Raw genomic sequence first — 21,205 nt, forward strand, 5'->3', positions numbered from 1 at the left:
GCGTCAGCTATCCGGTATGAGAAAGATCGCGGCCAGCGGCGGAATGGTCAGGTTGAGTTCGGGGATGTTGCCCTCCAGCGTCCGGACCTCGCCGATATTGCCGACATTGCTGCCGCCATAATGCGCGGAGTCCGAATTGAACACTTCTTTCCATTTACCGGCAAACGGCACACGTACCCGGTAATCATAGTAGACGTTGGGCGAGAAGTTCACGACCACGAGGCAGCGCGCTCGCGCATCAAGGCCCTTGCGGACCCAGGCAAAGACGTTGCCGCCGGAATCATGGGTGATGACCCATTCGAAGCCCGGCTGGCTGCAATCCAGCTCGTGCAGCGCCGGCACCGTGCGATAGAGGTGGTTGAGGTCGCGGACCAGGCTGTGGATTCCGGCGTGCCTTGGTTGCTGCAGCAGGTGCCAATCCAGCGAGTGATCGTGATTCCACTCGCGCTCCTGGCCGAATTCGCAGCCCATGAACATCAGCTTCTTGCCGGGATGGCCGAACATGAAGCCGTAATAGGCGCGCAAATTCGCAAAACGCTGCCAGTCGTCGCCGGGCATCCGTCCCAGGATCGAGCGTTTGCCGTGCACGACTTCGTCATGCGACAGCGGCAGGATGAAGTTTTCCGAGAACGCATATTGCAGGCCGAACAGGATGTCGCCGTGATGGAATTTGCGGTGGATCGGATCCTTGCCGATGTATTTCAGCGTGTCGTGCATCCAGCCCATGTTCCACTTGTAGCCGAAGCCGAGCCCGCCATATTCGACCGGGCGGGAGACTTGCGGCCATGCGGTGGATTCTTCCGCCGCGGTGGTGGCGTCCGGGAAGCGTCCGAACACCTCGGTGTTGAAGCGGCGCAGGAAGCCGATGGCTTCGAGATTTTCCCGCCCGCCATGCTGGTTTGGAATCCATTCGCCGGCGGGCCTCGAGTAGTCGAGATAGAGCATCGAGGCGACCGCATCGACGCGCAGCCCGTCGATGGCGTATCTTTCCAGCCAGAACAGCGCGTTCGACACCAGGAAGTTCACCACTTCGGTGCGGCCGTAATTGTAGATCAGCGTGCCCCAGTCGAGATGGCGGCCCTGCAAGGGGTTGGCGTGTTCGTACAATGCGGTGCCGTCGAAATGGCCGAGGCCGTGGGGATCGTCGGGGAAGTGTCCGGGCACCCAGTCGAGCAGCACGGCAATGCCCTCGCGATGGAAGGCATCGACCAGCGCGGCAAAATCCTCGGGCGTGCCGAACCGGCTGGTCGGTGCGAACAGGCCGGTCGGCTGATAGCCCCATGAGCCGTCGAACGGATGTTCGCTGATGGGAAGAAGTTCGACATGGGTAAATCCGAGATCCCTGACATAGGCCGGAAGCTGCTCGGCGAGCTCGCGGTAGGTCAGCCATTCGTTGCTGCCCTTGCGTCGCCATGAGCCGAGATGAACCTCGTAAATCGACATCGGCGCGTTCAACGCGTTCATTCCCGTCGGAGCCGGGCGCGGACGCGGCAGATTGGCCTGGTCGAAAACGATCGAGGCGGTCTTGGGACGCACTTCGGCGGCAAAGGCGACCGGATCGGACTTCAGTGGCAAATGTTGTCCGTTGGGTTCGATGATGTCGAACTTGTAGTGGTCGCCGACGCTGGCGTGGGGGATGAACAGCTCCCAATAGCCGACGCCGCGCACCCGCATCGGGTGCCGGCGCGGATTCCAGTAATTGAAATCGCCGACCACGTGGACGCCGCGGGCGTTCGGCGCCAGCACGACGAAGGCCACCCCCGCGACGCCTTCCAGCGTCATCGGATGGGCGCCGAGCTTGTCGTAGATGCGCTGATGGGTGCCTTCGCCGAGCAGATAAAGGTCGAAGTCGCTCAGGACGGGCGGAAAGCGGTAGGGGTCGTCGAGTTCGACCAGTTTGTCGCCGAACCGGGCGCGCAATTGATAGCGCGTAGAGCCGTTCGGCAGCGCACCGGCAAACAGCCCGGCGTCATGGATCCGCGCCAGCGGCGCCCGTTCACCATGTTCACCGATTGCCTCGACATTGGAGGCTTCCGGCAGGAACGCACGCACGATCTTGCGGTCGCCCTCGGTATGGAGGCCGAGATAATGGAAGGGGTCGCTGTGATTGCCCTGGATGATTGCATAGGCCTCGGCGGGTAGCTTGGTCATAAGGCCTCAAGCGACTGTTGCGGCAAAATACGGAGCATTCCGGTCAAGGCCGTTCGTAGCCAATCCGGCCGGTAGGATAGTTCATATTCGATCTCGTAGCATGCCTTCTCCAGCAGGAAGAAGTTGAGCATCGACTCGGCGGCTTCGGGGTCGGCCGGCCAAAGGCGCTTGTTAACCAGGGCTTCGCGATAGGCGGCCAGGAACGCGGCGGTCGCCCGATTGCGCCACTCGGCGAGCGCAGCCCCCAGCCTGCCGTTTTCATCGTGGGCTACCTTGAGCGCCCGCTCAAGGGCTGCAGTCGTCGAATAATCGATCGAACGAACCATGCTGGCAACATCGCGCGCCGCGGGCGCCTTGCGCCGGCGCTCGGCGATGGTGCGCCGCGGGTCGCCGTCGAAATCGACGATGAAGATGTCGTCCTTGACGATGAGCAGCCGGCCAAGATGGAAGTCGCCGTGATGGCGGATATTGAGCCCGGCATTTTCTTGCGGCAACAGCGCCTTCAGCCGATCGGGCAGGCCGGATTGCTGGGCCAATAGCTGATCGACCAGCGGACGATCCGCCTCTTTCAGCGCATCGCGTCGCTGCTTCAGCGTGTCGAAGACGCGCTCGACGCGGGCCAGGGTGTCGCCGAACCAGCGCTGGACATCCTCGTGCTTGATGGGCTCCGGCACGAAGTCGGGCAGCTCATTGTTGCTGGCCAGTGCGACATGCATCTCGGCGACGCGCCGGCCGGCCTGCGACATGTAGCGCAGAAACGAGACCTGATCCTCGCTTTCCCTGACACGCTCGCTTGCCGCCAGCAGCCGCTGCTCGTCGACGAAGCGGTCGAGATAGGCCGCGGTCACGGCCCAGGCGTCGCCCTGATTGGCGACGAAAGCATGCAGAATGCCGATGGCGTTTCGTTCGTCGCCATCGATCAGTTCGACGCTGCCGAGCAGCGCCGGCGTGTTGGCAAAGCCGGCGATCTCGGTCAGGAAGCGGCCCATCTCGATCTCGGGACTGATGCCGGCCTGCAGCGTGCGGTAGATCTTGACGACATAATCGTCGTCCACCTGCGCAGTACTGTCGGCCCGCTCGGTCTCGATCGTGCGGATGTGCTCGGGCTGCTTGATTGCCTTGTCGGAGAAACGGCTGGTCGGCCGGAATTCCAGCTTCAAACCCTGCTCGCTTTCGTCGACGATCAGCGACTCCTTGAGGTTTCGCAGCAGGATCGCGATGAAAATCTGGTCGTTGGCGACGTCGAGCAGCGTTCCTTCGCGGGCGCCCTGACGCACGGCCGCCAGGGCGCGTGGGTTGTAGCGCTCGCGGTCGAACCGCACCCATTCGATCTGCATCGGCAGCACATAACGCGTGGTGACGCCACGCTGCGTCGACTTGAAGAAGGCGAGCCACGGCCGGTTGTCACCGATATCGCAGAACGGGATCGCCGAAATCAGCGTCGGCTGGATGGCCTTGGCCGATCGCTCCGGGTACCAGCGCGTCCGCGCCAGATGCCCGGGCAGCACGTCGCGTTCGAACACGCCGCGGGTGCGCGCCAGCGACACCCAGGTCGCGCCCAGCGGCACCACCAGCGTTTCGAATTCGGGCACCGCCCGCTGCGCCACCGGCTCGGACTTGTCGCGCTCCTGCAGCTCGAACCAGTAGAAACCGTACGGCGCCAGCGTGATCATGTAGGGCAGTTCGCCGATCGCGGGGAAGCGCGTGCGGCCGAGCATCTCCAGGGGAATCCGGTCCTTCCACGCCGAGAGATCGAGTTCGGTGGCCTGTGCGGAGCGCGACAAATTGGCGACGCAGAGAATGGCCTCGTCCTCGTATTGGCGCACATAGCACAGCACCGAGCGGTTTTCCGGGCGGATGAACGTCATGGTGCCGCGGCCGAAAGCCAGCGTCGATTTGCGGACCGCGATCAGCCGTTTGGTGGCTGACAGCAGCGACGACAGGCTGCGCGACTGCGCCTCGACGTTGACGGATTCATAGCCGTAGACGGGATCCATGATGGTGGGCGCATAAAGCCGCGCCGGATCGGCGCGCGAGAACCCGCCATTGCGGTCCGGCGTCCACTGCATTGGCGTGCGCACGCCGTTGCGATCGCCGAGATAGATGTTGTCCCCCATGCCAATTTCGTCGCCGTAATAGATGATCGGCGTGCCCGGGAACGACAGCAGCAGCGAGTTCATCAACTCGATCTTGCGCCGGTCATTGTCCATCAGCGGCGCCAGGCGCCGGCGGATACCGACATTGATGCGGGCGCGGGGGTCGTTGGCGTAGGTCGACCACAAATAATCGCGCTCGACGTCGGTGACCATTTCCAGCGTGAGCTCGTCATGGTTGCGCAGGAACAGCGCCCATTGGCAATTGCTCGGAATGTCAGGCGTCTGCCGCAGGATGTCGGTGATCGGAAAGCGGTCTTCCTGCGCGATCGCCATGTAGATGCGCGGCATCAGCGGGAAATGATAGGCCATGTGACATTCGTCGCTGCGGCCGAAATATTCCTGCACGTCCTCGGGCCATTGGTTGGCCTCCGCCAGCAACACCTTGCCTTTGGCATAGGCGTCGAGCTCGATGCGCAGCCGCTTGATGATGGCGTGGGTCTCGGGCAGGTTCTCGTTGTTGGTGCCGTCGCGCTCGCACAGATAGGGAATGGCATCGAGACGGAAACCGTCGACGCCGGTATCGAGCCAGCGCTTCATCACCTTCACCAGCGCGCTGACCACGCGCGGATTGTCGAAATTGAGATCCGGCTGGTGCGCGAAGAAGCGATGCCAGTAGAACTGGCCGGCTTCCGGGTCCCAGGTCCAGTTCGACTTCTCGGTATCGGTGAAGATGATCCGCGTGCCCTGGTATTTCTGGTCGGTATCGCTCCAGACGTACCAGTTGCGCGCGCTCGAATCCGGGCCGCTGCGCCGGGCGCGCTTGAACCAGTCGTGCTGGTCGGAGGTGTGATTGACGACGAGCTCGGTGATGACGCGCAGGCCGCGCCGCTTGGCTTCCTGGATGAAGCGCCGGAAATCCTTCATCGTCCCGAAATCGGGATTGATGTCGCCATAGTCGGCGATGTCGTAGCCGTCATCACGCCCGGGTGAGGGGTAGAACGGCAACAGCCACAGCGTGGTGACGCCGAGATCCTGCAGGTAACCCAGCTTCTCCGTCAGGCCTGCGAAATCGCCGATGCCGTCATTGTTGCTGTCGGCAAAAGCCTTGACGTGGAGCTGATAGATGATGGCATCCTTGTACCAAAGCTCGTCGTCGCTGGACTCGACGGCTGGCACCTCGCTTGCATCGATCGCAAAGCTGCCGCCGTCATTCAGCGGATCGGCAGTATCGAATCGGAAGGAGACGCCGGCCTTGGAGCTTTCGCCGGTTTGGACTTTTTTGTTCACGGTGATGCCATAGCCATGGAAACGACGCCCCATTTCACTTGCGAGAAAGGAGACGTTCCGGAGATATGTAAAAAGCCGCTCGGCCGACTTTGGTTCCCCTGGAACCGATTGAGGGGCTGAGCGTTAGACACCGTCTATCCCCTTCCTGTATTTGGACAATTTCGCGACGCCTCTGAGACGTTTGCGTGCAAACCGCGTGCCGAATGGACCTTTTCGCTCAAGCTGCCAGCCAGGGAATCCAGACCGAATTCGTGGACGGTCAGGGTCATCGCCGTGTGACGGACGCGGCCGCCCTCAAAATCATCCTCGATGCCTTGCCGCCGCAGGCCCCGGGCCCGCTGATTGGCGCCCCGGTCGTGGTCCGGTCAGGGCAGGTGGCCCACACCGAACTCGCGGCGACTACAAAACTTCCGGTCCGATGGAAAATCGTTGCGGGGGCGGAGGTTGTCGCGGAGGGCGAAGCAAACGAACGGGCTATTGCATGGCCCGAACGGCTGCCGTTGGGCATCCATCGGCTGCAATTGACCGATGCGGGGGTGGTCACAGAGGACGTACCGCTGATATCGGCGCCGCCAAGGGCTTTTGGCGGGGATTTCGATCGCGTCTGGCTGCTGGCGGTTCAGCTCTACAGCGTCAGGTCCGAGCGCAACTGGGGGATGGGCGATTTTACGGACCTCCAAGGCCTGATTGAGCTCGCACATCATCTCGGCGCCGATGGCGTCGGCCTCAATCCGCTGCATGCCCTGTTCGACGACCGGCCCGGCGATTGCAGCCCCTATTCGCCGAACAGCCGGCTGTTTCTCAACGCGCTCTATATTGACGTCGAGAAGATCCCTGAATTCCGCATCGACGACGAGACGAGAGGCGCGCTGGCGGGCGTCAAGACCGGCGAAATCATCGATTATGTCGGCATTGCCAGTCTAAAGTGGCGGGCGCTACGGGTGGCGTTTGACCAGTTTACGGCCGGTGCGACAGAAAGTCGCCGACAGGACCTGGAAATATTCCGGGCCGAGCGCGCCGCCCTGCTGTCGCGGTTCGCCTGCTTCGAAGTCCTCCGGCACAGATTCAACAAGCCTTGGTGGGAATGGCCGGAGCCGTGGCGGCAGCCGGACGATGCGATGTGCGCCGAATTGCACCATGGCGCCGACGCGGCCGAGATCGGCTTCGTCGAATTCGTGCAATGGACCGCTGACCGGCAATTGGCTGCCGCGAAGGATCGTGCTCACCAGCTCGGCATGAAGGTCGGGCTCTATCTCGACGTTGCCGTCGGCGTTCAGTCCGATGGTTTCGACGCCTGGAACGAGCAGGTGGCGATCTCCAGGCACCTCGGCGTCGGCGCGCCGCCCGATCCGCTCAACACCGCGGGCCAAAGCTGGGGTCTCGCCGGGTTCAACGCGACCGGGCTGGAGCAAAAATCCTTCGAGCCCTATCGCGAAATGCTGCGCGCCTCGATGCGGCACGCCGGGGCGATCCGGCTCGACCACGTGCTCGGCCTGAAACGGCTCTACCTGGTGCCGCAAGGCTTCAGCGCCGCCGACGGCGTCTATGTGCCGATGCCGTTCGAGGCGTTATTGGCCGCAACTGCGCAGGAGAGTGTCGCCAGCCGCTGCGTCGTGATCGGCGAGGACCTCGGCACGGTGCCGGAGGGATTCCGCGACCAGATCGCCAGCTGGGGCATCTGGTCCTATCTGGTGATGATGTTCGAGCGCGAGGACCACGGTCCGTTCAAGAGCCTCGATCACTACCTCGCCAACGCACTGGTCACCTTCAACACCCACGATCTCTCGACCTATGCCGGCTGGCGCTCTTTTGGCGACCTCAAGACCAAGCGCGCGCTCGGCATCGACCCCGGCGAAAGCGACGATGCGCGCTGGCATGCGCTGGCGATGCTGGACGATTTGCTGCGCGGTAACGGCATCGACAAAAACGATCTCTATTCCGTGACGAATTTCCTCGCGCGGACGCCATCACGGCTGCTCGCGATCGCGCTGGAGGACTTTTTGGGTCTGGTGGACCAGCCCAATATTCCCGGCACGGTCAACGAACACCCGAACTGGCGTCGCCGGCTGCCGGTGCCGCTCGAGCAGATCGCGTCCACGATCGACGTTGCCGCGCTGAAGGCGGCGACACGCGAGCGGTCGCGCGGATAGGTCCGATCCAGGTGGTAGCAAGCCTTGTCGTGCAGGATAGAAGATTACGGATTGATCGGCGATTGCGAGACCGCGGCGCTGGTCGGTCGTGACGGCTCGATCGACTGGCTGTGCTGGCCGGCGTTCGATTCCGACGCCTGCTTTGCCGCGCTGCTCGGCACCCATAAGCATGGCCGCTGGCTGATCGCGCCCGCAGAAGAGATCACCAGGACCTCACGCCGCTACCGGGGCAACACGCTGATCCTGGAGACGCGGTTTGACACCGCCAATGGCGTGGTCGAGCTGATCGATTTCATGCCGCCGCGCGGCAATGCGTCCGACGTGGTGCGGCTGGTGCGCGGTGTCAGCGGCCGGGTCAAGCTGCGGATGCAATTGGTGATCCGCTTTGGTTTTGGCGCCGACATTCCCTGGGTCAGGAAAAGCGAGGACGGCTCGGGGCTGCTCGCGATTTGCGGGCCTGACATGACCGTGCTGCGAACGCCGGTCGCGACCCGCGGCGAGGACCTGACCACGGTGGCGGAGTTTGAGGTAGGCGAGGGCGATACCGTGCCCTTTGTCCTTACCTACGGGCCCTCGCATCTGGCGGTGCCCGGGCCGATCGATGCCGCGGTCGCTTTGCAGGAAACCGAGGCGTTCTGGAGCGAATGGAGCGCCCGCTGCAGCTACGAAGGCGAACATCGCGATCTCGTGATGCGCTCGCTGATCACGCTCAAAGCGCTGACCTATGCGCCGACCGGCGGCATCGTCGCGGCGCCCACTACCTCGCTGCCGGAAAAACTCGGGGGGCTGCGCAACTGGGACTATCGCTTCTGCTGGCTGCGCGATGCCACCTTTACGCTGCTGGCGCTGATGAACTCGGGCTATACCGAGGAAGCCCTCGCCTGGCACAATTGGCTGTTGCGCGCGGTGGCGGGATCGCCGGCCAACATGCAGATCATGTACGGCATCATGGGAGAGCGGCGGCTGCTGGAATGGGAAGCCGGCTGGCTTCCGGGCTATGAGGGCGCACAGCCGGTCCGGGTCGGCAACGCCGCGTACGCGCAGCTGCAACTCGACGTCTATGGCGAGTTGATCGACGCCTTCCATCAGTGGCGAATAGCCAAGCTCGACCTCTATGAAGGAAGCTGGGCGCTGGAATGCACGGTGCTGGAGCATCTGGCCACACAATGGGATCAGCCGGATCACGGCATCTGGGAGCGCCGCGGCGACGGCAAGCACTATGTCTCGTCCAAGGTGATGACCTGGGTCGCATTCGACCGTGGCATCAAGAGCGTCGAAAAATTCGGCTTCAAGGCGCCACTGGAAAAGTGGCGGAGGCTGCGCGACATCATTCATCGCGACGTCTGCGAAAAGGGTTTTGATCGCGAGCTGAACGCGTTCGTCGAATCCTACGGTTCGAAAATGCTGGATGCCAGCATCCTGTTGCTGCCATCGGTCGGGTTCCTTGAACCAACGGATCCTCGCGTGCGCGGCACACTGGTCGCAATCGAGAAACACCTGATGCGGGACGGCTTCGTGTTGCGGCATGACCCCCGCGAAGTCGAGCAGCAGCCGGCGGAAGGCGCATTCCTGGCCTGCAGCCTCTGGCTCGCCGATGCCTATGTGCTGACGGGAGAACTCGACAAGGCGCGGGTGTTGTTCGAGCGCGTGGTCGCGATTGCCAATGATGTCGGCCTGTTGGCCGAGGAGTTCGACACCGGCGCTGGCCGCCAGACCGGTAATTTCCCGCAAGCGTTGACGCATATCGCGCTGATCAATACCGCCCATAACCTCAGCGCGGCGAAGCAAACCACCGAGAAGCCGGCGATGCAGCGGTCGAAGTAGCTTCGGTTCGATCTAGCCGAACTTCAGAACCGTCTCCATCGCGCGGGCAAAACCGTCCCGTTCGTTCGTATCGGTGACATGCGTGGCGCGCTGCTTGATGTCATCGGCCGCGTTTCCCATCGCGAACGACATGCCGCTTCGGGCAAACATCGGCAGGTCGTTCTGCATGTCGCCGATGGTGGCGACGGCGTCGAAGGAAATGCCGAGCCGTTTGGCGACGTTCTCGACGAAGGTGCCCTTGTCGTGGCCCGCGGGGGTGACGTCGAGGTAATAAGTTTGCGAGCGAACCGCGGTGGCCTCCGTGCCCAGCGCCTGCTGCATTGCGGCTTCGCAGCGCGCCAGCAGCGCCGCGTCGGAGCTGGCGCCGACGATCTTGCAGGCCTCTAGCAGATGCGGCGTGAAATCCGCGATGATGGTCGGATCGGCCTTGATCGCCCGTATCTCGTGCGGAACGTATTCGCCGTCCGGATTGCGCGTGTACCAGCGCTCGTTGCTGAACAGCCAGATATCGACGCCGAATTCTTTGAGCACATCGAGGCTGCGTTGCGCTATCGCTGGTGCGATCAGGTGCTGTTCAATCGGCTGCAGCTTCGCATTGACGATCGAACTGCCGTTGAAGGTGCCGACCGGCAGTGTGATCGCAAGGGGTTCGATCAGAAAGCCCATGCCGATGGTCGGGCGGCTTGAGACGATGGTGAAGCCGATCCCGGCGGCGTGCAGCGCGCGCACGGCGTTCCTTGCGTCGTCGGTGAGGATCTTGTCCTTGGTCAACAGAGTGCCATCGACATCGGAAACGACAAGTGCAATGCGGCTCATGAGGACACTTTCAATTGATGGACAATGTCGTCCACGATGGTCTCGATCGGCGCGGCAATCGACACCGTAATGGGACGTTCGCCTGGCTGCGGCGGCTCCAGTGTCCTGAACTGGCTGGCGAGCAGCCCCGGCGGCATGAAATGGCCCTTGCGGGCAACTAACCGGTCCGCGATCAGGTCCTGCGTCCCGTTCAGGAAGACGATGCGGATATCACCGCGTCCATGCACGAGAATGTCGCGATAGCTGCGCTTGAGCGCCGAACAGGCGACAACAGCGCGTTGTCCGGCCGCCGAGAGGCGATCGATCTCGTCGGCAATCGCCCGCAGCCAGGGCCAGCGGTCTTCATCCGTCAGCGGCTGGCCCGCGCTCATCTTCGCGACATTGGCGGGCGGGTGAAATTTGTCCGCATCCTCGTAGCGCCAGCCCAGCCGCGCGGCCAGGCTTTCAGCGATGGTGCTCTTGCCCGAGCCGGAGACGCCCATCACCACCAGCGCGCAGGGGCTTGCCGCATCACGCACGAAAATTCTCCGGCAATGCCGCCTGATCCACCAGCCAGATCGTCTCGCCGTCGGATCGCGCGCGGTTCGCCGGCAGGTTCTCGCCTGCGAAAACGCGCGTCAAGATCGCGCGTTTGTCGGCTCCTGCGATCTCGAACAGCATTTCGCGGCAGCAAGCGAGTGTCGGAAGCGTGAGCGTGATGCGCGGGACGAACGGTTCGACGTTCGCTTTGTGTACGCCGACCACCCAACGCCTGACCTCGTCGAGCAAGGGATCGCCGGGAAACAGCGATGCGGTATGGCCGTCGGGCCCGACGCCCATCAGTACGAGATCGAATAGCGGCCGGGCCGGGTCGAGGGCATCGGCGCCATAGAACGCTTTCAGTTCGCCCTCATAGAGCGCAGCACCGCGACCGGGATCGGTGGGGTCGGCTGTACTCGTCGGGATTGGATGGACGTTGGCGGCCGGCGCACATTGGTTCAGAAAGGTTTTCCGTGCCACGCCCATGTTGTTGAGAGGATCATCTGCCGGAACGAAGCGTTCGTCGCCGATGAACCAGTGCACGCGCTGCCACGGAATCCGGCTTCGCCAGGGGTCAGTGCCGAGCAATTGATAGAGCTGTTTCGGGCTCGATCCGCCGGTCAGGCAGATCGCGACGCGGCCGGCGTTTTCCGATATCCGCGCGATGACCCGCTCCGCGGCGGCCTCGGCCATCCCGGCCGGATCGGCAACTGTCATCACATGGCGATTGTCGTTCGACATATCTCTAACTGAGCTTCCGCCAGCTTCGGCCATCGCGCTCCAGGAGGTCGTTGGCTTCCTCCGGGCCCTCGCTGCCGGGCTCATAGACCTTGAGCCCTTTGCCGCCGGCATTCTTCCAGGCGTCCAAAAATGGCTGCACGGCCCGCCAGCCGGCCTCGACGCTGTCGGCGCGCTGAAACAGGATGTTGTCACCGATCATACAGTCGTAGATCAGGGTCTCATAGCCGGTCGATGGCTCGGCCTGGAAATAATCCTTGTAGCGAAACTTCATCTCGACGCCGTCGATATTGATGGTCGGGCCCGGCACCTTGGTGTTGAACTGCAGCGCGATGCCTTCGGTCGGTTCGGTCGAGATGATCAGGTAATTCTGCGAGAGCCGGTCCACCGGCGTGTCGCGGAACATCGCGAACGGCGCCTGCTTGAACTTGATGGCGATCTCGGTGCGCTTGATGCCGAGCGCCTTGCCGGTGCGCAGATAAAAGGGAACGCCGGCCCAGCGCCAATTGTCGATGGTCAATTTCAGCGCGGCATAGGTTTCCGTGGTGCTGGCGGGTTTGACGTCGGCAGTCTTGCGATAGTCCTCGATTTCGGTGTCGCCGACCATGCCGGCGCGATATTGCCCGCGCACCGAATTGTGCAGCGCCTCCTGCTCGCTCTGGGTCTGGATCGCGGCCAGCACGTCGGCCTTCTCCGAGCGCACCGAATGCGCATCGAATTTCGATGGCGGCTCCATCGCGACCAGCGACAGCAGTTGAAACAGATGGTTAGGCACCATGTCGCGTAACGCGCCGGTCGCGTCATAAAAGCTGCCGCGATGGCCGACGCCGAGCTTTTCATCGACCGTGATCTGGATGTGGTCGATATGGTTGCGGTTCCAGATCGGCTCGAACATGCCGTTGGCAAAGCGCAGCACCAGGATGTTCTGGACGGTCTCCTTGCCGAGATAATGATCGATCCGGTAGATCTGATGCTCTTCGACCAGCTTCAGGAGCTCGCTGTTGAGCTTTCTTGCCGATGCCAGATCGGTGCCGAACGGCTTTTCGACCACCAGCCGACGCCATGTGCCGTTCTCGACCAGCATGCCGGTGCGGCCGAGTTCGCGGCTGATCGGCAGGAAGGCGCTCGGCGGCGTCGCGAGGTAGAACAGGCGATTGCCCTGGGTGTTTCGCGCGGCTTCCAGTTTGTCGAGTTGCTCGCCCATCGCGTCGAACGAGGAGGGATCCCTCGGGTCAGCCTCGATGCAGGTGACGCATGCGAGCAGGCGCATCGCGATCTCCTCGTCCACCTGGCGCGTGGCGAATTGATGCAGGCCCTTCATCAGGCTGTCGCGCAACTGGTCGCTGGTCATGCCCTTGCGGGCTATCCCGACGACGCAGAACTTTTCCGGCAGCAGATCGGCTGCCGCCAGATTGTAGAGGGCCGGGATCACCAGCCGATGCGCGAGATCGCCGGTGACGCCAAAGATGACGAAGGAGCAGGGATCGGGTTTCGTCTGTGCCAGTTTGCCGACCGCCATGGGCGTTAAGCCTTCGAGTCCGGCTTCTTCGGCGGCTCCTTGTGACCGCCGAAGCCAGCGCGCATCGCGGAAAGGATCTTCTCCGCGAATGTGTGGTCCTTGCGCGAGCGGAAGCGGGCATAGAGCGCCGCCGTCAGCACCTCGGCCGGCACCGCCTCATCGATCGCGGCATTGACGGTCCAGCGGCCTTCGCCGGAATCCTCGACATGGCCGGAATAATTATCCAGCGTCTGGTTCTCGGCGAGCGCCGACGAAGTGAGATCGAGCAGCCAGGAGGGGATCACGCTGCCGCGCCGCCACACCTCGGCGATATCGGCAATGTCGAGATCGAAGCGATGCTCGGCGGGCAGCGCCTCGATATTGGCGTTCTTGAGAATGTCAAAACCCTCGGCATAGGCCTGCATCAGCCCATACTCGATGCCGTTATGGATCATCTTGACGAAATGGCCGGCGCCGCTGGGGCCGGCATGGATATAGCCTTGCTCGATGCGGGGATCCCGGCCGTCGCGGCCGCCGGTGCGCGGAATGTCGCCGATGCCCGGCGCCAGCGTCTTGAAGATCGGATCGAGCCGGTCGACCACGGCCTTGTCGCCGCCGATCATCATGCAATAGCCGCGCTCGATGCCCCAGACGCCGCCGCTGGTGCCGACGTCGACATAATGCAGCCCGCGCTCTTTCAGCGCCTTGCCGCGGCGGACGTCGTCCTGCCAGAACGTGTTGCCACCGTCGATGATGACGTCACCGGGCTCCATCAGTTTGGCGAGTGCTTCGATGGTGGCCTCGGTGATCTTGCCGGCCGGCAGCATCACCCAGGCGGTGCGCGGCTTCTCCAGTTTCGCGACGAACGCTTCCAGCGTCTCGGCGCCGGCAGCGCCCTCGGCGGCCAGCGCGGCAACGGCCTTGGCGTCCTTGTCGTAGACCACCGACGTGTGGCCGTTCCTCATCAGCCGCCGCACGATGTTGCCGCCCATCCGGCCGAGGCCGATCATGCCAAGCTGCATGCCAATATTTCCCTAGTTGAGCGCTTCCGATATCGCGGCATCCAGCGCGGCAAGCGCCGGCTTGAGGTCGCCCTTGAGATGAACCCGCAATGCGCGCCGGCCGCGTTCGGTCAGCACGTCGAAATCGCCGCGCGCCTGGGCCGCCTTTACGACGCCAAAACTCGCCTTCTGGCCGGGCACGGCCAGGTCCTTGGCATCGTCGGCGGTGATCTGCAGGAACACGCCGCTGTCGGGCCCACCCTTGTAGGCCTGGCCGGTCGAATGCAGGAAGCGCGGTCCGAATTCGGCGCAGGTCGCGACATGCCTGACGTCACGCACCGCCAGCCGCATCTTCTGCAGGGTGTCGATCGAGCCGCCGTCGCGCGCGATATAGGCCAGCAGCGCAAAATAGTCGCCGCTGCCGGGACGCGTCAGATGCGCCTTGATCCAAGATTCCAGAGTGCCATTGGCGCCGGCCTTGCGCAGCGCGGCTGCATTGGCTTCGTCGGTGTAGATGTCGGCCTCGGCGGTTGCGACCACCGGCTGCTCGGCCGGCAGCGAACCCGTCTTCTCGAACGCCGCAGTCAGTTCGCGCGTCTTGATCTTGGCCGCCTCGACATCAGGCTGGTTGAACGGATTGATGCCGAGGATGGCGCCGGCGACGGCGGTCGCCATCTCGAAGCGGAAGAACTCCTGGCCGATATGGTCGATCGATTTCATCACGATGCGGACCACCGGATGCCCGGCGGCCTCGAGGGCGGCCAGCTTGTCGTCGTGTGCCGCATCGACTTCACCTTCGGTTCGGATATCGATGAAGAAGCGGTCGTCGCCGTAGATCGCGGGATCGGCGAGCGGCTCGCCGTCGATCGGGATCAGGCCCTTGCCGTCCTTGCCGGTGGACTCCGCGATCAATTGCTCCGCCCAGGCGCCGAAATCGGCAATCTTCTTCGACGAGGATATCGTCACCTTGTCGCGGCCTTCGAGCCCGGCGAGGCCGAGCGCAAGGCCGAGCTGCACACCCGGGTTTTCGTGCGGCGGCACGTCGGCGCCGCAGGAGCGCACCATCGCCAGCGTGTGCTTGATCAGGCTTTTGACATCGATGCCGGCGACCGCCGCCGGCACCAGCCCGAACGGCGACAGCACCGAGTAGCGTCCGCCGATCGAGGGATCACCGTAGAAGATGCGGGCGAAACCCTGCTTGGTCGCGACCTTCTCCAGCGATGAGCCGGGGTCGGTCACCGCGATGAAGCGATGGCCGGCCTTGTCGGCGCCGATGGTCTTGGCAACGCGATCGAAGAAATAATCCTTCATCGCATTCGGCTCGGTAGTGCCGCCGGATTTGCTGGAAACGATGAACAGGGTCTTTGCCAGGTCGACCTTCTTCTCCATCGCGCGGACCTGCGCGGGGTCGGTGGAGTCGAGCACGTGCAGTTTCGGGAAGCCGGATTTCTTCGGGAATGTTTCCGCCAGCACTTCCGGACCGAGGCTCGATCCGCCCATGCCGAGCACGATGGCGTCCGAAAAGTTCTGTCCCTTCACGCGCCGGGCAAAATCCTCGTAGTCGGCGACATCAGCGGCAGCCGGGCTGTTCAACCAGCCCAGCCACTTATTTTCGTCGTCGTTGCTCCAGACCGATTTGTCTTTGTGCCAGAGCCGGCGGATTCTCGCTGACGCCCGCCAGTCCTCGGTGCTCTTCTCGACGGCTTTCTTGATGCCGTCGCCAAGCGCCAATTGCTGCCTGTCGATGCCCGCGCCGAGCGACGCCGCGCGCTTGTGGGCGACCGCGCCGTAGAGCTTGTCGGCGGCGTCGGCGAACAGCTTGACACCGTCCGTGACCAATTCGGCCGTGATCGCGTCGAGCGAGATGCCGGACTTTTCCAATTCCTCCAGTACCCGTCGGGCGTCCTCGACATTTTCTTCAAGGCTGTCACGCACCTTGCCGTGATCGCGGAATGCGTCCAGCGTCGCCGGCGGCACGGTGTTGACGGTGTTGGGGCCGATCAGTTCCTCGACATAGAGAACGTCGCTGTAGTCCTTGTTCTTGGTGCCGGTCGAGGCCCACAGCAACCGCTGCGGCTTTGCGCCTTTGGCCTTGAGCTTGTCCCAGCGCGCGCCCGAAAACAGGCCCTTGTAGTCCTGATAGGCCATCTTGGCGTTCGCGATCGCGACCTTGCCCTTGAGCACGCTCAGGCGTTCCTTTTCGCTGGGGTCGTTGGCCTTTGCGATCTTCTCGTCGAGCTGCTTGTCGACGGCGCTGTCGATCCGGCTGACGAAGAAGCTGGCGACACTGGCCACACCCGAGGGATCACCACCCTCAGCGACGAGTTTCTCCAGCCCGTCGAGATAGGCTTCCGCCACCTGGCGATAGACCTTTTGCGAGAACAACAGGGTGATGTTGATGCTGATGCCTTCGCCGATCAGATGTTCGATCGCAGGCAGGCCTTCCGGCGTCGCCGGCACCTTCACCATCAAATTCTTGCGGTTGACGTCCTTCCACAGCCGCTCCGCCTCGGCAATGGTGCCTTTGGTGTCCATCGCCAGATAGGGCGAGACCTCTAGGCTGACGAAACCGTCCTCGCCCTTCAGCCGGTCGTAGACCGGCCGCAACACGTCAGCGGCGTTCTGGATGTCTTCAATGGCGACATGTTCGAACAAATCGGCGACCGGGCGATCGCCCTTTTTCAGCACCTGGCCGATCGCGCCGTCATATTCGTCCGAACTGCCGATGGCTTTCTCGAAGATCGCGGGGTTCGAGGTCACGCCTTTGACGCCGTCGGTGTCGATCAAATTCTTCAGATCGCCCTTGGCGACGAAGCCGCGGGCGAGGAAATCCAGCCAGACGGCCTGACCATGGTTTTCGAGTGCTTTGACGGGATTCATGATGCCTGTTCTGTCCGGTCGTCGGTTTTCGGGTTCCCCGGCAGCTTTCGGGTGCGAGGCGGGAATGTCAACACGTGGATGGCAAGTCGATGGAATGGCTGCTGGTCGGAATGGGTGTATCCGGTGGGATAACGCCGCCTGCATCCGTTCGATCCCCGGGATGAGCGCTCGGGAAGTGACCGAAATCCAGCACAATTTTGTGACGGGAAAGCGGACGCCGCGATCACGATCGCAGATTGCGATCAGGGTCGCAGATAGAGATAGCCTTGCGATTGCAACTCGGCGATGCGCACCACGCCGCCCTGATCGGCGGAAATGAAGCCCGGCAAGAGATCGGCGAGGCCGACTTTCTGGGATTTCATGGTGTTGCCGCAGACGGCGAGTTCAATTCCGGCCCTGGCGAACTGGCCGACATGCCGTGCCAGATCGGGGTTGGCCGCGGAGGCGTGGAACGCGCGTAGCGCCTGGCCGTGAACGACCAGAGCGATGGTGACGTTGTCGGGCCCGCCGACGCCGTCGAGATGGTTCTGGATGTTGCCGACGACAAAGCTCACCTTGTCGAGGTCGTTGAGGTGATAGACCACTTTCAGTTTTTTCGTCGGCGGCGCCTCGGTCGCCGCGCCGGCGCGCGAGGCAGCAAAGGCGGCGGTACCGAAAGCGGACGCCGTGGCCCACAAGATGCTGCGTCGATGCATGACGTCTTCCAACTCGATTGCCTAAAAGCTGTCACTTATGCCTGAGCGCCGCGAGTTCCTTGCGGTCGGTCACGAGTTCGGCACATTCGCGCAAATCGGCGCGGTCGACCCGGAAAATCTTGTCGTCGGCGCCTGCCACCAGATCATTGCTGGAATCGTCGTCGGGCTTGTTGCGGTCCCAGATCCTGATCCGCTCCAGCTGGATGATGGCTGATTTGTCGTCCTTCATCGCGATATCGATGCCGCCGCCGTCGCAATCGACGCCGCAGCCGAAGTGGATTTCGTTGCCTTTGTCCTCGGTGACGACATGGTTGCAATAACCGCTGGAGTCGAAATTGCCCGGCCGATGCCGATATTTGACGCCGATGCGGAAGGAGTAATTGGTGATCTTCTCTTCCGGCGGATTTTCGGCGGTGACCAGCAGCTTCATGGCGCTGACTTTTTGCTTGGGGTGCTGCGCCAGGTGGTTGGCGTCATAGCGACGCACGAAGCAGGCATAGGTCTTTTGACCGAGGGGGCCGGCGAACACCCTGTTGTCGAAGGCGGCAGCTTTTGCCTTCTCGACGCCGTCCTGAGCATGGCTGGGCCCGGCAAGCGAGGCCATCGCGGCCAGCGTGAGGGTGCACAGGAAGATGCGCTTCATGATCGTCCTAAATGCGTGACACACCGACCGTCCGCACCGAAGTGGTGCGGCGCCAGGCGCCGCCAAGGCGTGGCTTCAATCTGCTCATTGGTCGCAGGTGGCCGCGGCTGCGTTCAATTTCAGCAGTTGGCGGGAAACCGCTGCAGGCAGCCGGTTGCCTAAATATTGGGCGATGCGCCCGTTCGCGCCCCATGATTTGCCCGCATTGTGCCTTGCACAATAAATCCCGGCCGGTGTCCAATTCGGACCGTGACCTGGAGCACAGCTGTGCCGATTGGCGGCAGCGCGGGTTTCGTTTTGCGCCGCACTCAGGAGGATCGCGAATTGGTTGCGCCGGACTAATCCAAAAGTACTAGCGCGCGAGCCTCTTGTATCGGTTCGCCGCGTTCGGGACTTGATTACAGTCGCAATGAACGCCGCCTTGACGGCCTTCATGCCGACGAGAACGCAAACGTCACCCGTCGTGGTGAGTGGCATAAGCCCCAGAAACGGAATTTGCGCGTTTGGATTCGTCGAACGACACCGAACAGAGAGATGATCTGCCGAGGATGACGCAGCCTGGAGTGATCTGGATCTCAGATCGTCCGTTATGGTCCAACGCGCTGAACGGACGCCGCGCGCGGCGCGCATTAATGAATCGACAAGCATTGCGGCGGCGCGTGTTCAACCGCGCGAATGCTGCAGGTTCGTTCATCTACCTGAAAAACCAGTACTTCTCCGGATGCCGCATGTTGCACGCCGGTTACAGATCCAGTGGATTCCAGCACATTCTTGAGCTGCCGAGTCGTTTAGCACGACTATTGCATTGCGTGATGGAGTCACTCGCGTGTCAGATATCACATCTGCTGTTGGTGATTCGCGATTGGATACGCAGGAGGCTTGCCGGGGCTTGGAACTTGGCCAGCGCATCCTACGTTATAGCTGAACCATGAGGAGATGAATCTATGTACAACGATTCTCTGTTCAACGCCTTCGCCCGCTCCTTCGAAGCCAGAAGTCAGAGCGACATGTCGATGGCGGATTATCTGGAATCGTGTCGAAGCGATCCGCTTAAATATGCGAATGCGGCCGAACGGTTGCTAGCGGCAATCGGCGAACCTCAGATGATCGACACGGCCAGGGACCAACGCCTTGGCCGTATTTTTTTGAACCGCACCATGCGCACCTATCCGGCCTTCGCCGGCTTCTATGGCATGGAAGAAACGATCGAGCGCATCGTCGGGTTCTTCCGGCACGCCGCTCAAGGCCTCGAAGAGCGCAAGCAGATACTCTATCTGCTCGGGCCGGTCGGCGGCGGCAAGTCATCGCTCGCCGAACGTTTGAAGGCGTTGATGGAAGTTCACCCCATTTACGTTTTGAAGGCTGGTGATGAGTTAAGCCCGGTCTTCGAAAGTCCGCTCAGCCTGTTCGATCCGGAAACACTCGGGCCGATGCTCGAGGAAAAATACGGCATTCCGCGCCGCCGCCTCACCGGGCTGATGAGCCCGTGGTGCTACAAGCGGCTCGAATCGTTCGGCGGCGACATCTCGCAATTCCGTGTCGCCAAGATCCAGCCGTCGCGGCTGCGGCAGATCGCGGTCGCCAAGACCGAGCCAGGTGATGAAAACAACCAGGACATCTCGTCGCTGGTCGGCAAGGTCGACATCCGCAAGCTGGAAACCTTTGCCCAGAACGACCCCGACGCCTACAGCTATTCCGGCGGCTTGAACCGCGCCAACCAGGGCATCCTCGAATTCGTCGAGATGTTCAAGGCGCCGATCAAGATGCTGCATCCGCTGCTGACGGCGACGCAGGAAGGCAACTATATCGGAACCGAGAATATCGGTGCGATTCCCTTTACCGGCGTCATTCTTGCGCACTCCAACGAATCCGAATGGCAGAGCTTCAAGACCAACAAGAACAACGAAGCCTTCATCGACCGCATCTGCGTCATCAAGGTGCCGTATTGCCTGCGCGTCACCGAGGAACAGAAGATCTACGAGAAACTGATCCAGGGCTCTGAACTCGCCGCCGCGCCCTGCGCGCCGTCGACGCTGGAGACGCTGGCGCGCTTCTCGGTCATGTCGCGGCTGCGACGTCACGAAAACTCCACCGTGTTTGCAAAGATGCGGGTTTATGACGGCGAAAGCCTGAAAGAGTCCGATCCCAAGGCCCGCAGCGTCCAGGAATACAAGGATGCCGCCGGCGTCGACGAAGGCATGGACGGCGTCTCGACCCGCTTTGCGTTCAAGGTGCTCGCCGCAACCTACAATCACGATACGTCGGAAGTCGGCGCGGATGCCGTTCACCTGATGTATGCGCTGGAACAGTCGATCCGTCGCGAGCAGCTCCCTGATGAAACCGAAAAGCGTTACCTCGAATTTATCAAGGCCGAACTGGTGCCGCGATATGCCGAATTCATCGGAAACGAGATTCAGAAGGCCTATCTCGAATCCTATTCGGATTATGGCCAGAACCTGTTCGACCGCTACGTGGATTACGCCGATGCCTGGATCGAGGATCAGGACTTCAAGGATCCCGACACCGGACAATTGCTCGATCGCGAATTGCTCAATCAGGAGCTGACCAAGATCGAAAAGCCTGCGGGTATCGCCAATCCGAAGGACTTCCGTAACGAGGTCGTGAAGTTCTCGCTGCGGTCGCGGGCCCAGAACGGCGGCAAGAATCCGGGCTGGACCAGCTATGAAAAGGTTCGCGAGGTGATCGAAAAGCGGATATTCTCGCAAGTGGAAGATCTGCTGCCCGTCATTTCGTTCGGCTCGAAAAAGGACGGCGAAACCGAGAAGAAGCACGACGATTTCGTCGCGCGGATGGTGGACCGCGGTTACACCGAACGCCAGGTCCGCCGACTCGTCGAATGGTATATGCGCGTGAAGCAAGCCGGCTGAGGCGGATGCGAAGTGGTTG

The 21,205-nt window shown here is 62.3% G+C and carries 13 protein-coding genes; 3 read left to right on the top strand and 10 right to left on the bottom strand.

Annotated elements, in window-relative coordinates; genetic code table 11:
• Positions 1-3: 3 nt before the first annotated feature.
• Positions 4-2,151, bottom strand: coding sequence for a 1,4-alpha-glucan branching protein GlgB (glgB, locus tag JQ558_RS24350; RefSeq protein ID WP_212295436.1), 2,148 nt, complete (start codon positions 2,149-2,151; stop codon positions 4-6).
• A complete protein-coding gene (gene treS, locus JQ558_RS24355; RefSeq protein ID WP_312015029.1) occupies positions 2,148-5,438 on the bottom strand; it encodes a maltose alpha-D-glucosyltransferase in 3,291 nt (1,096 codons plus the stop codon). Before treS ends, glgB begins: the two co-directional genes overlap by 4 nt.
• 299 nt (positions 5,439-5,737) lie before the next feature.
• On the opposite strand from treS, the gene malQ reads away from it, so the two are divergent.
• Together malQ and JQ558_RS24365 are read left to right on the top strand one after the other, a co-directional pair.
• Positions 5,738-7,684, top strand: coding sequence for a 4-alpha-glucanotransferase (gene malQ / locus JQ558_RS24360; protein ID WP_212295438.1), 1,947 nt, complete (start codon positions 5,738-5,740; stop codon positions 7,682-7,684).
• 24 nt (positions 7,685-7,708) lie between these two features.
• A complete protein-coding gene (locus tag JQ558_RS24365) occupies positions 7,709-9,508 on the top strand; it encodes a glycoside hydrolase family 15 protein (protein WP_212295439.1) in 1,800 nt (599 codons plus the stop codon).
• A 12-nt stretch (positions 9,509-9,520) separates the two neighbouring features.
• Here JQ558_RS24365 and JQ558_RS24370 read toward each other — a convergent pair whose 3' ends face one another.
• From JQ558_RS24370 to JQ558_RS24405, 8 genes are all read right to left on the bottom strand, one after another.
• A complete protein-coding gene (locus JQ558_RS24370; protein WP_212295440.1) occupies positions 9,521-10,324 on the bottom strand; it encodes a Cof-type HAD-IIB family hydrolase in 804 nt (267 codons plus the stop codon).
• Entirely contained in the window at positions 10,321-10,806 is a 486-nt protein-coding gene (locus JQ558_RS24375; RefSeq protein ID WP_212295474.1) for a gluconokinase, read from the bottom strand. Before JQ558_RS24375 ends, JQ558_RS24370 begins: the two co-directional genes overlap by 4 nt.
• Before the next feature lie 28 nt (positions 10,807-10,834).
• Positions 10,835-11,584: a 6-phosphogluconolactonase gene (gene pgl / locus JQ558_RS24380; RefSeq protein WP_212295441.1), complete on the bottom strand. Its 750-nt coding sequence runs from the start codon at positions 11,582-11,584 to the stop codon at positions 10,835-10,837.
• A gap of 4 nt (positions 11,585-11,588) precedes the next feature.
• On the bottom strand, positions 11,589-13,100 hold the full coding sequence (gene zwf, locus JQ558_RS24385; protein ID WP_212295442.1) for a glucose-6-phosphate dehydrogenase: 1,512 nt from the start codon (positions 13,098-13,100) through the stop codon (positions 11,589-11,591).
• Between the two features lie 5 nt (positions 13,101-13,105).
• Complete coding sequence (gnd, locus tag JQ558_RS24390) at positions 13,106-14,101, bottom strand: phosphogluconate dehydrogenase (NAD(+)-dependent, decarboxylating) (protein ID WP_212295443.1); 996 nt, start codon at positions 14,099-14,101, stop codon at positions 13,106-13,108.
• Between the two features lie 12 nt (positions 14,102-14,113).
• A complete protein-coding gene (locus tag JQ558_RS24395) occupies positions 14,114-16,960 on the bottom strand; it encodes a bifunctional transaldolase/phosoglucose isomerase (protein ID WP_212295444.1) in 2,847 nt (948 codons plus the stop codon).
• A gap of 242 nt (positions 16,961-17,202) precedes the next feature.
• Positions 17,203-17,655, bottom strand: a complete 453-nt coding sequence (locus JQ558_RS24400) for a DsrE family protein (protein WP_212206385.1) — start codon at positions 17,653-17,655, stop codon at positions 17,203-17,205.
• Between the two features lie 31 nt (positions 17,656-17,686).
• On the bottom strand, positions 17,687-18,298 hold the full coding sequence (locus JQ558_RS24405; protein ID WP_212295445.1) for a hypothetical protein: 612 nt from the start codon (positions 18,296-18,298) through the stop codon (positions 17,687-17,689).
• Between the two features lie 944 nt (positions 18,299-19,242).
• Between JQ558_RS24405 and JQ558_RS24410 the strand changes: the two genes are divergently transcribed.
• Positions 19,243-21,186, top strand: a complete 1,944-nt coding sequence (locus JQ558_RS24410) for a PrkA family serine protein kinase (protein ID WP_192740101.1) — start codon at positions 19,243-19,245, stop codon at positions 21,184-21,186.
• The last annotated feature ends 19 nt before the right edge of the window (positions 21,187-21,205 follow it).

The sequence above is a fragment of the Bradyrhizobium sp. AUGA SZCCT0160 genome, from assembly GCF_018130105.1.
GTDB lineage: Bacteria > Pseudomonadota > Alphaproteobacteria > Rhizobiales > Xanthobacteraceae > Bradyrhizobium.

Bases quoted from the DNA above. Each gene is read 5' to 3' on its own strand.
- glgB (WP_212295436.1), bottom strand. From the start codon at position 2,151: ATGACCAAGCTACCCGCCGAGGCCTATGCAATCATCCAGGGCAATCAC.
- malQ (WP_212295438.1), top strand. From the start codon at position 5,738: ATGGACCTTTTCGCTCAAGCTGCCAGCCAGGGAATCCAGACCGAATTC.
- JQ558_RS24370 (WP_212295440.1), bottom strand. From the start codon at position 10,324: ATGAGCCGCATTGCACTTGTCGTTTCCGATGTCGATGGCACTCTGTTG.
- JQ558_RS24375 (WP_212295474.1), bottom strand. From the start codon at position 10,806: ATGGGCGTCTCCGGCTCGGGCAAGAGCACCATCGCTGAAAGCCTGGCC.
- pgl (WP_212295441.1), bottom strand. From the start codon at position 11,584: ATGTCGAACGACAATCGCCATGTGATGACAGTTGCCGATCCGGCCGGG.
- zwf (WP_212295442.1), bottom strand. From the start codon at position 13,100: ATGGCGGTCGGCAAACTGGCACAGACGAAACCCGATCCCTGCTCCTTC.
- gnd (WP_212295443.1), bottom strand. From the start codon at position 14,101: ATGCAGCTTGGCATGATCGGCCTCGGCCGGATGGGCGGCAACATCGTG.
- JQ558_RS24395 (WP_212295444.1), bottom strand. From the start codon at position 16,960: ATGAATCCCGTCAAAGCACTCGAAAACCATGGTCAGGCCGTCTGGCTG.
- JQ558_RS24400 (WP_212206385.1), bottom strand. From the start codon at position 17,655: ATGCATCGACGCAGCATCTTGTGGGCCACGGCGTCCGCTTTCGGTACC.
- JQ558_RS24405 (WP_212295445.1), bottom strand. From the start codon at position 18,298: ATGAAGCGCATCTTCCTGTGCACCCTCACGCTGGCCGCGATGGCCTCG.
- JQ558_RS24410 (WP_192740101.1), top strand. From the start codon at position 19,243: ATGTACAACGATTCTCTGTTCAACGCCTTCGCCCGCTCCTTCGAAGCC.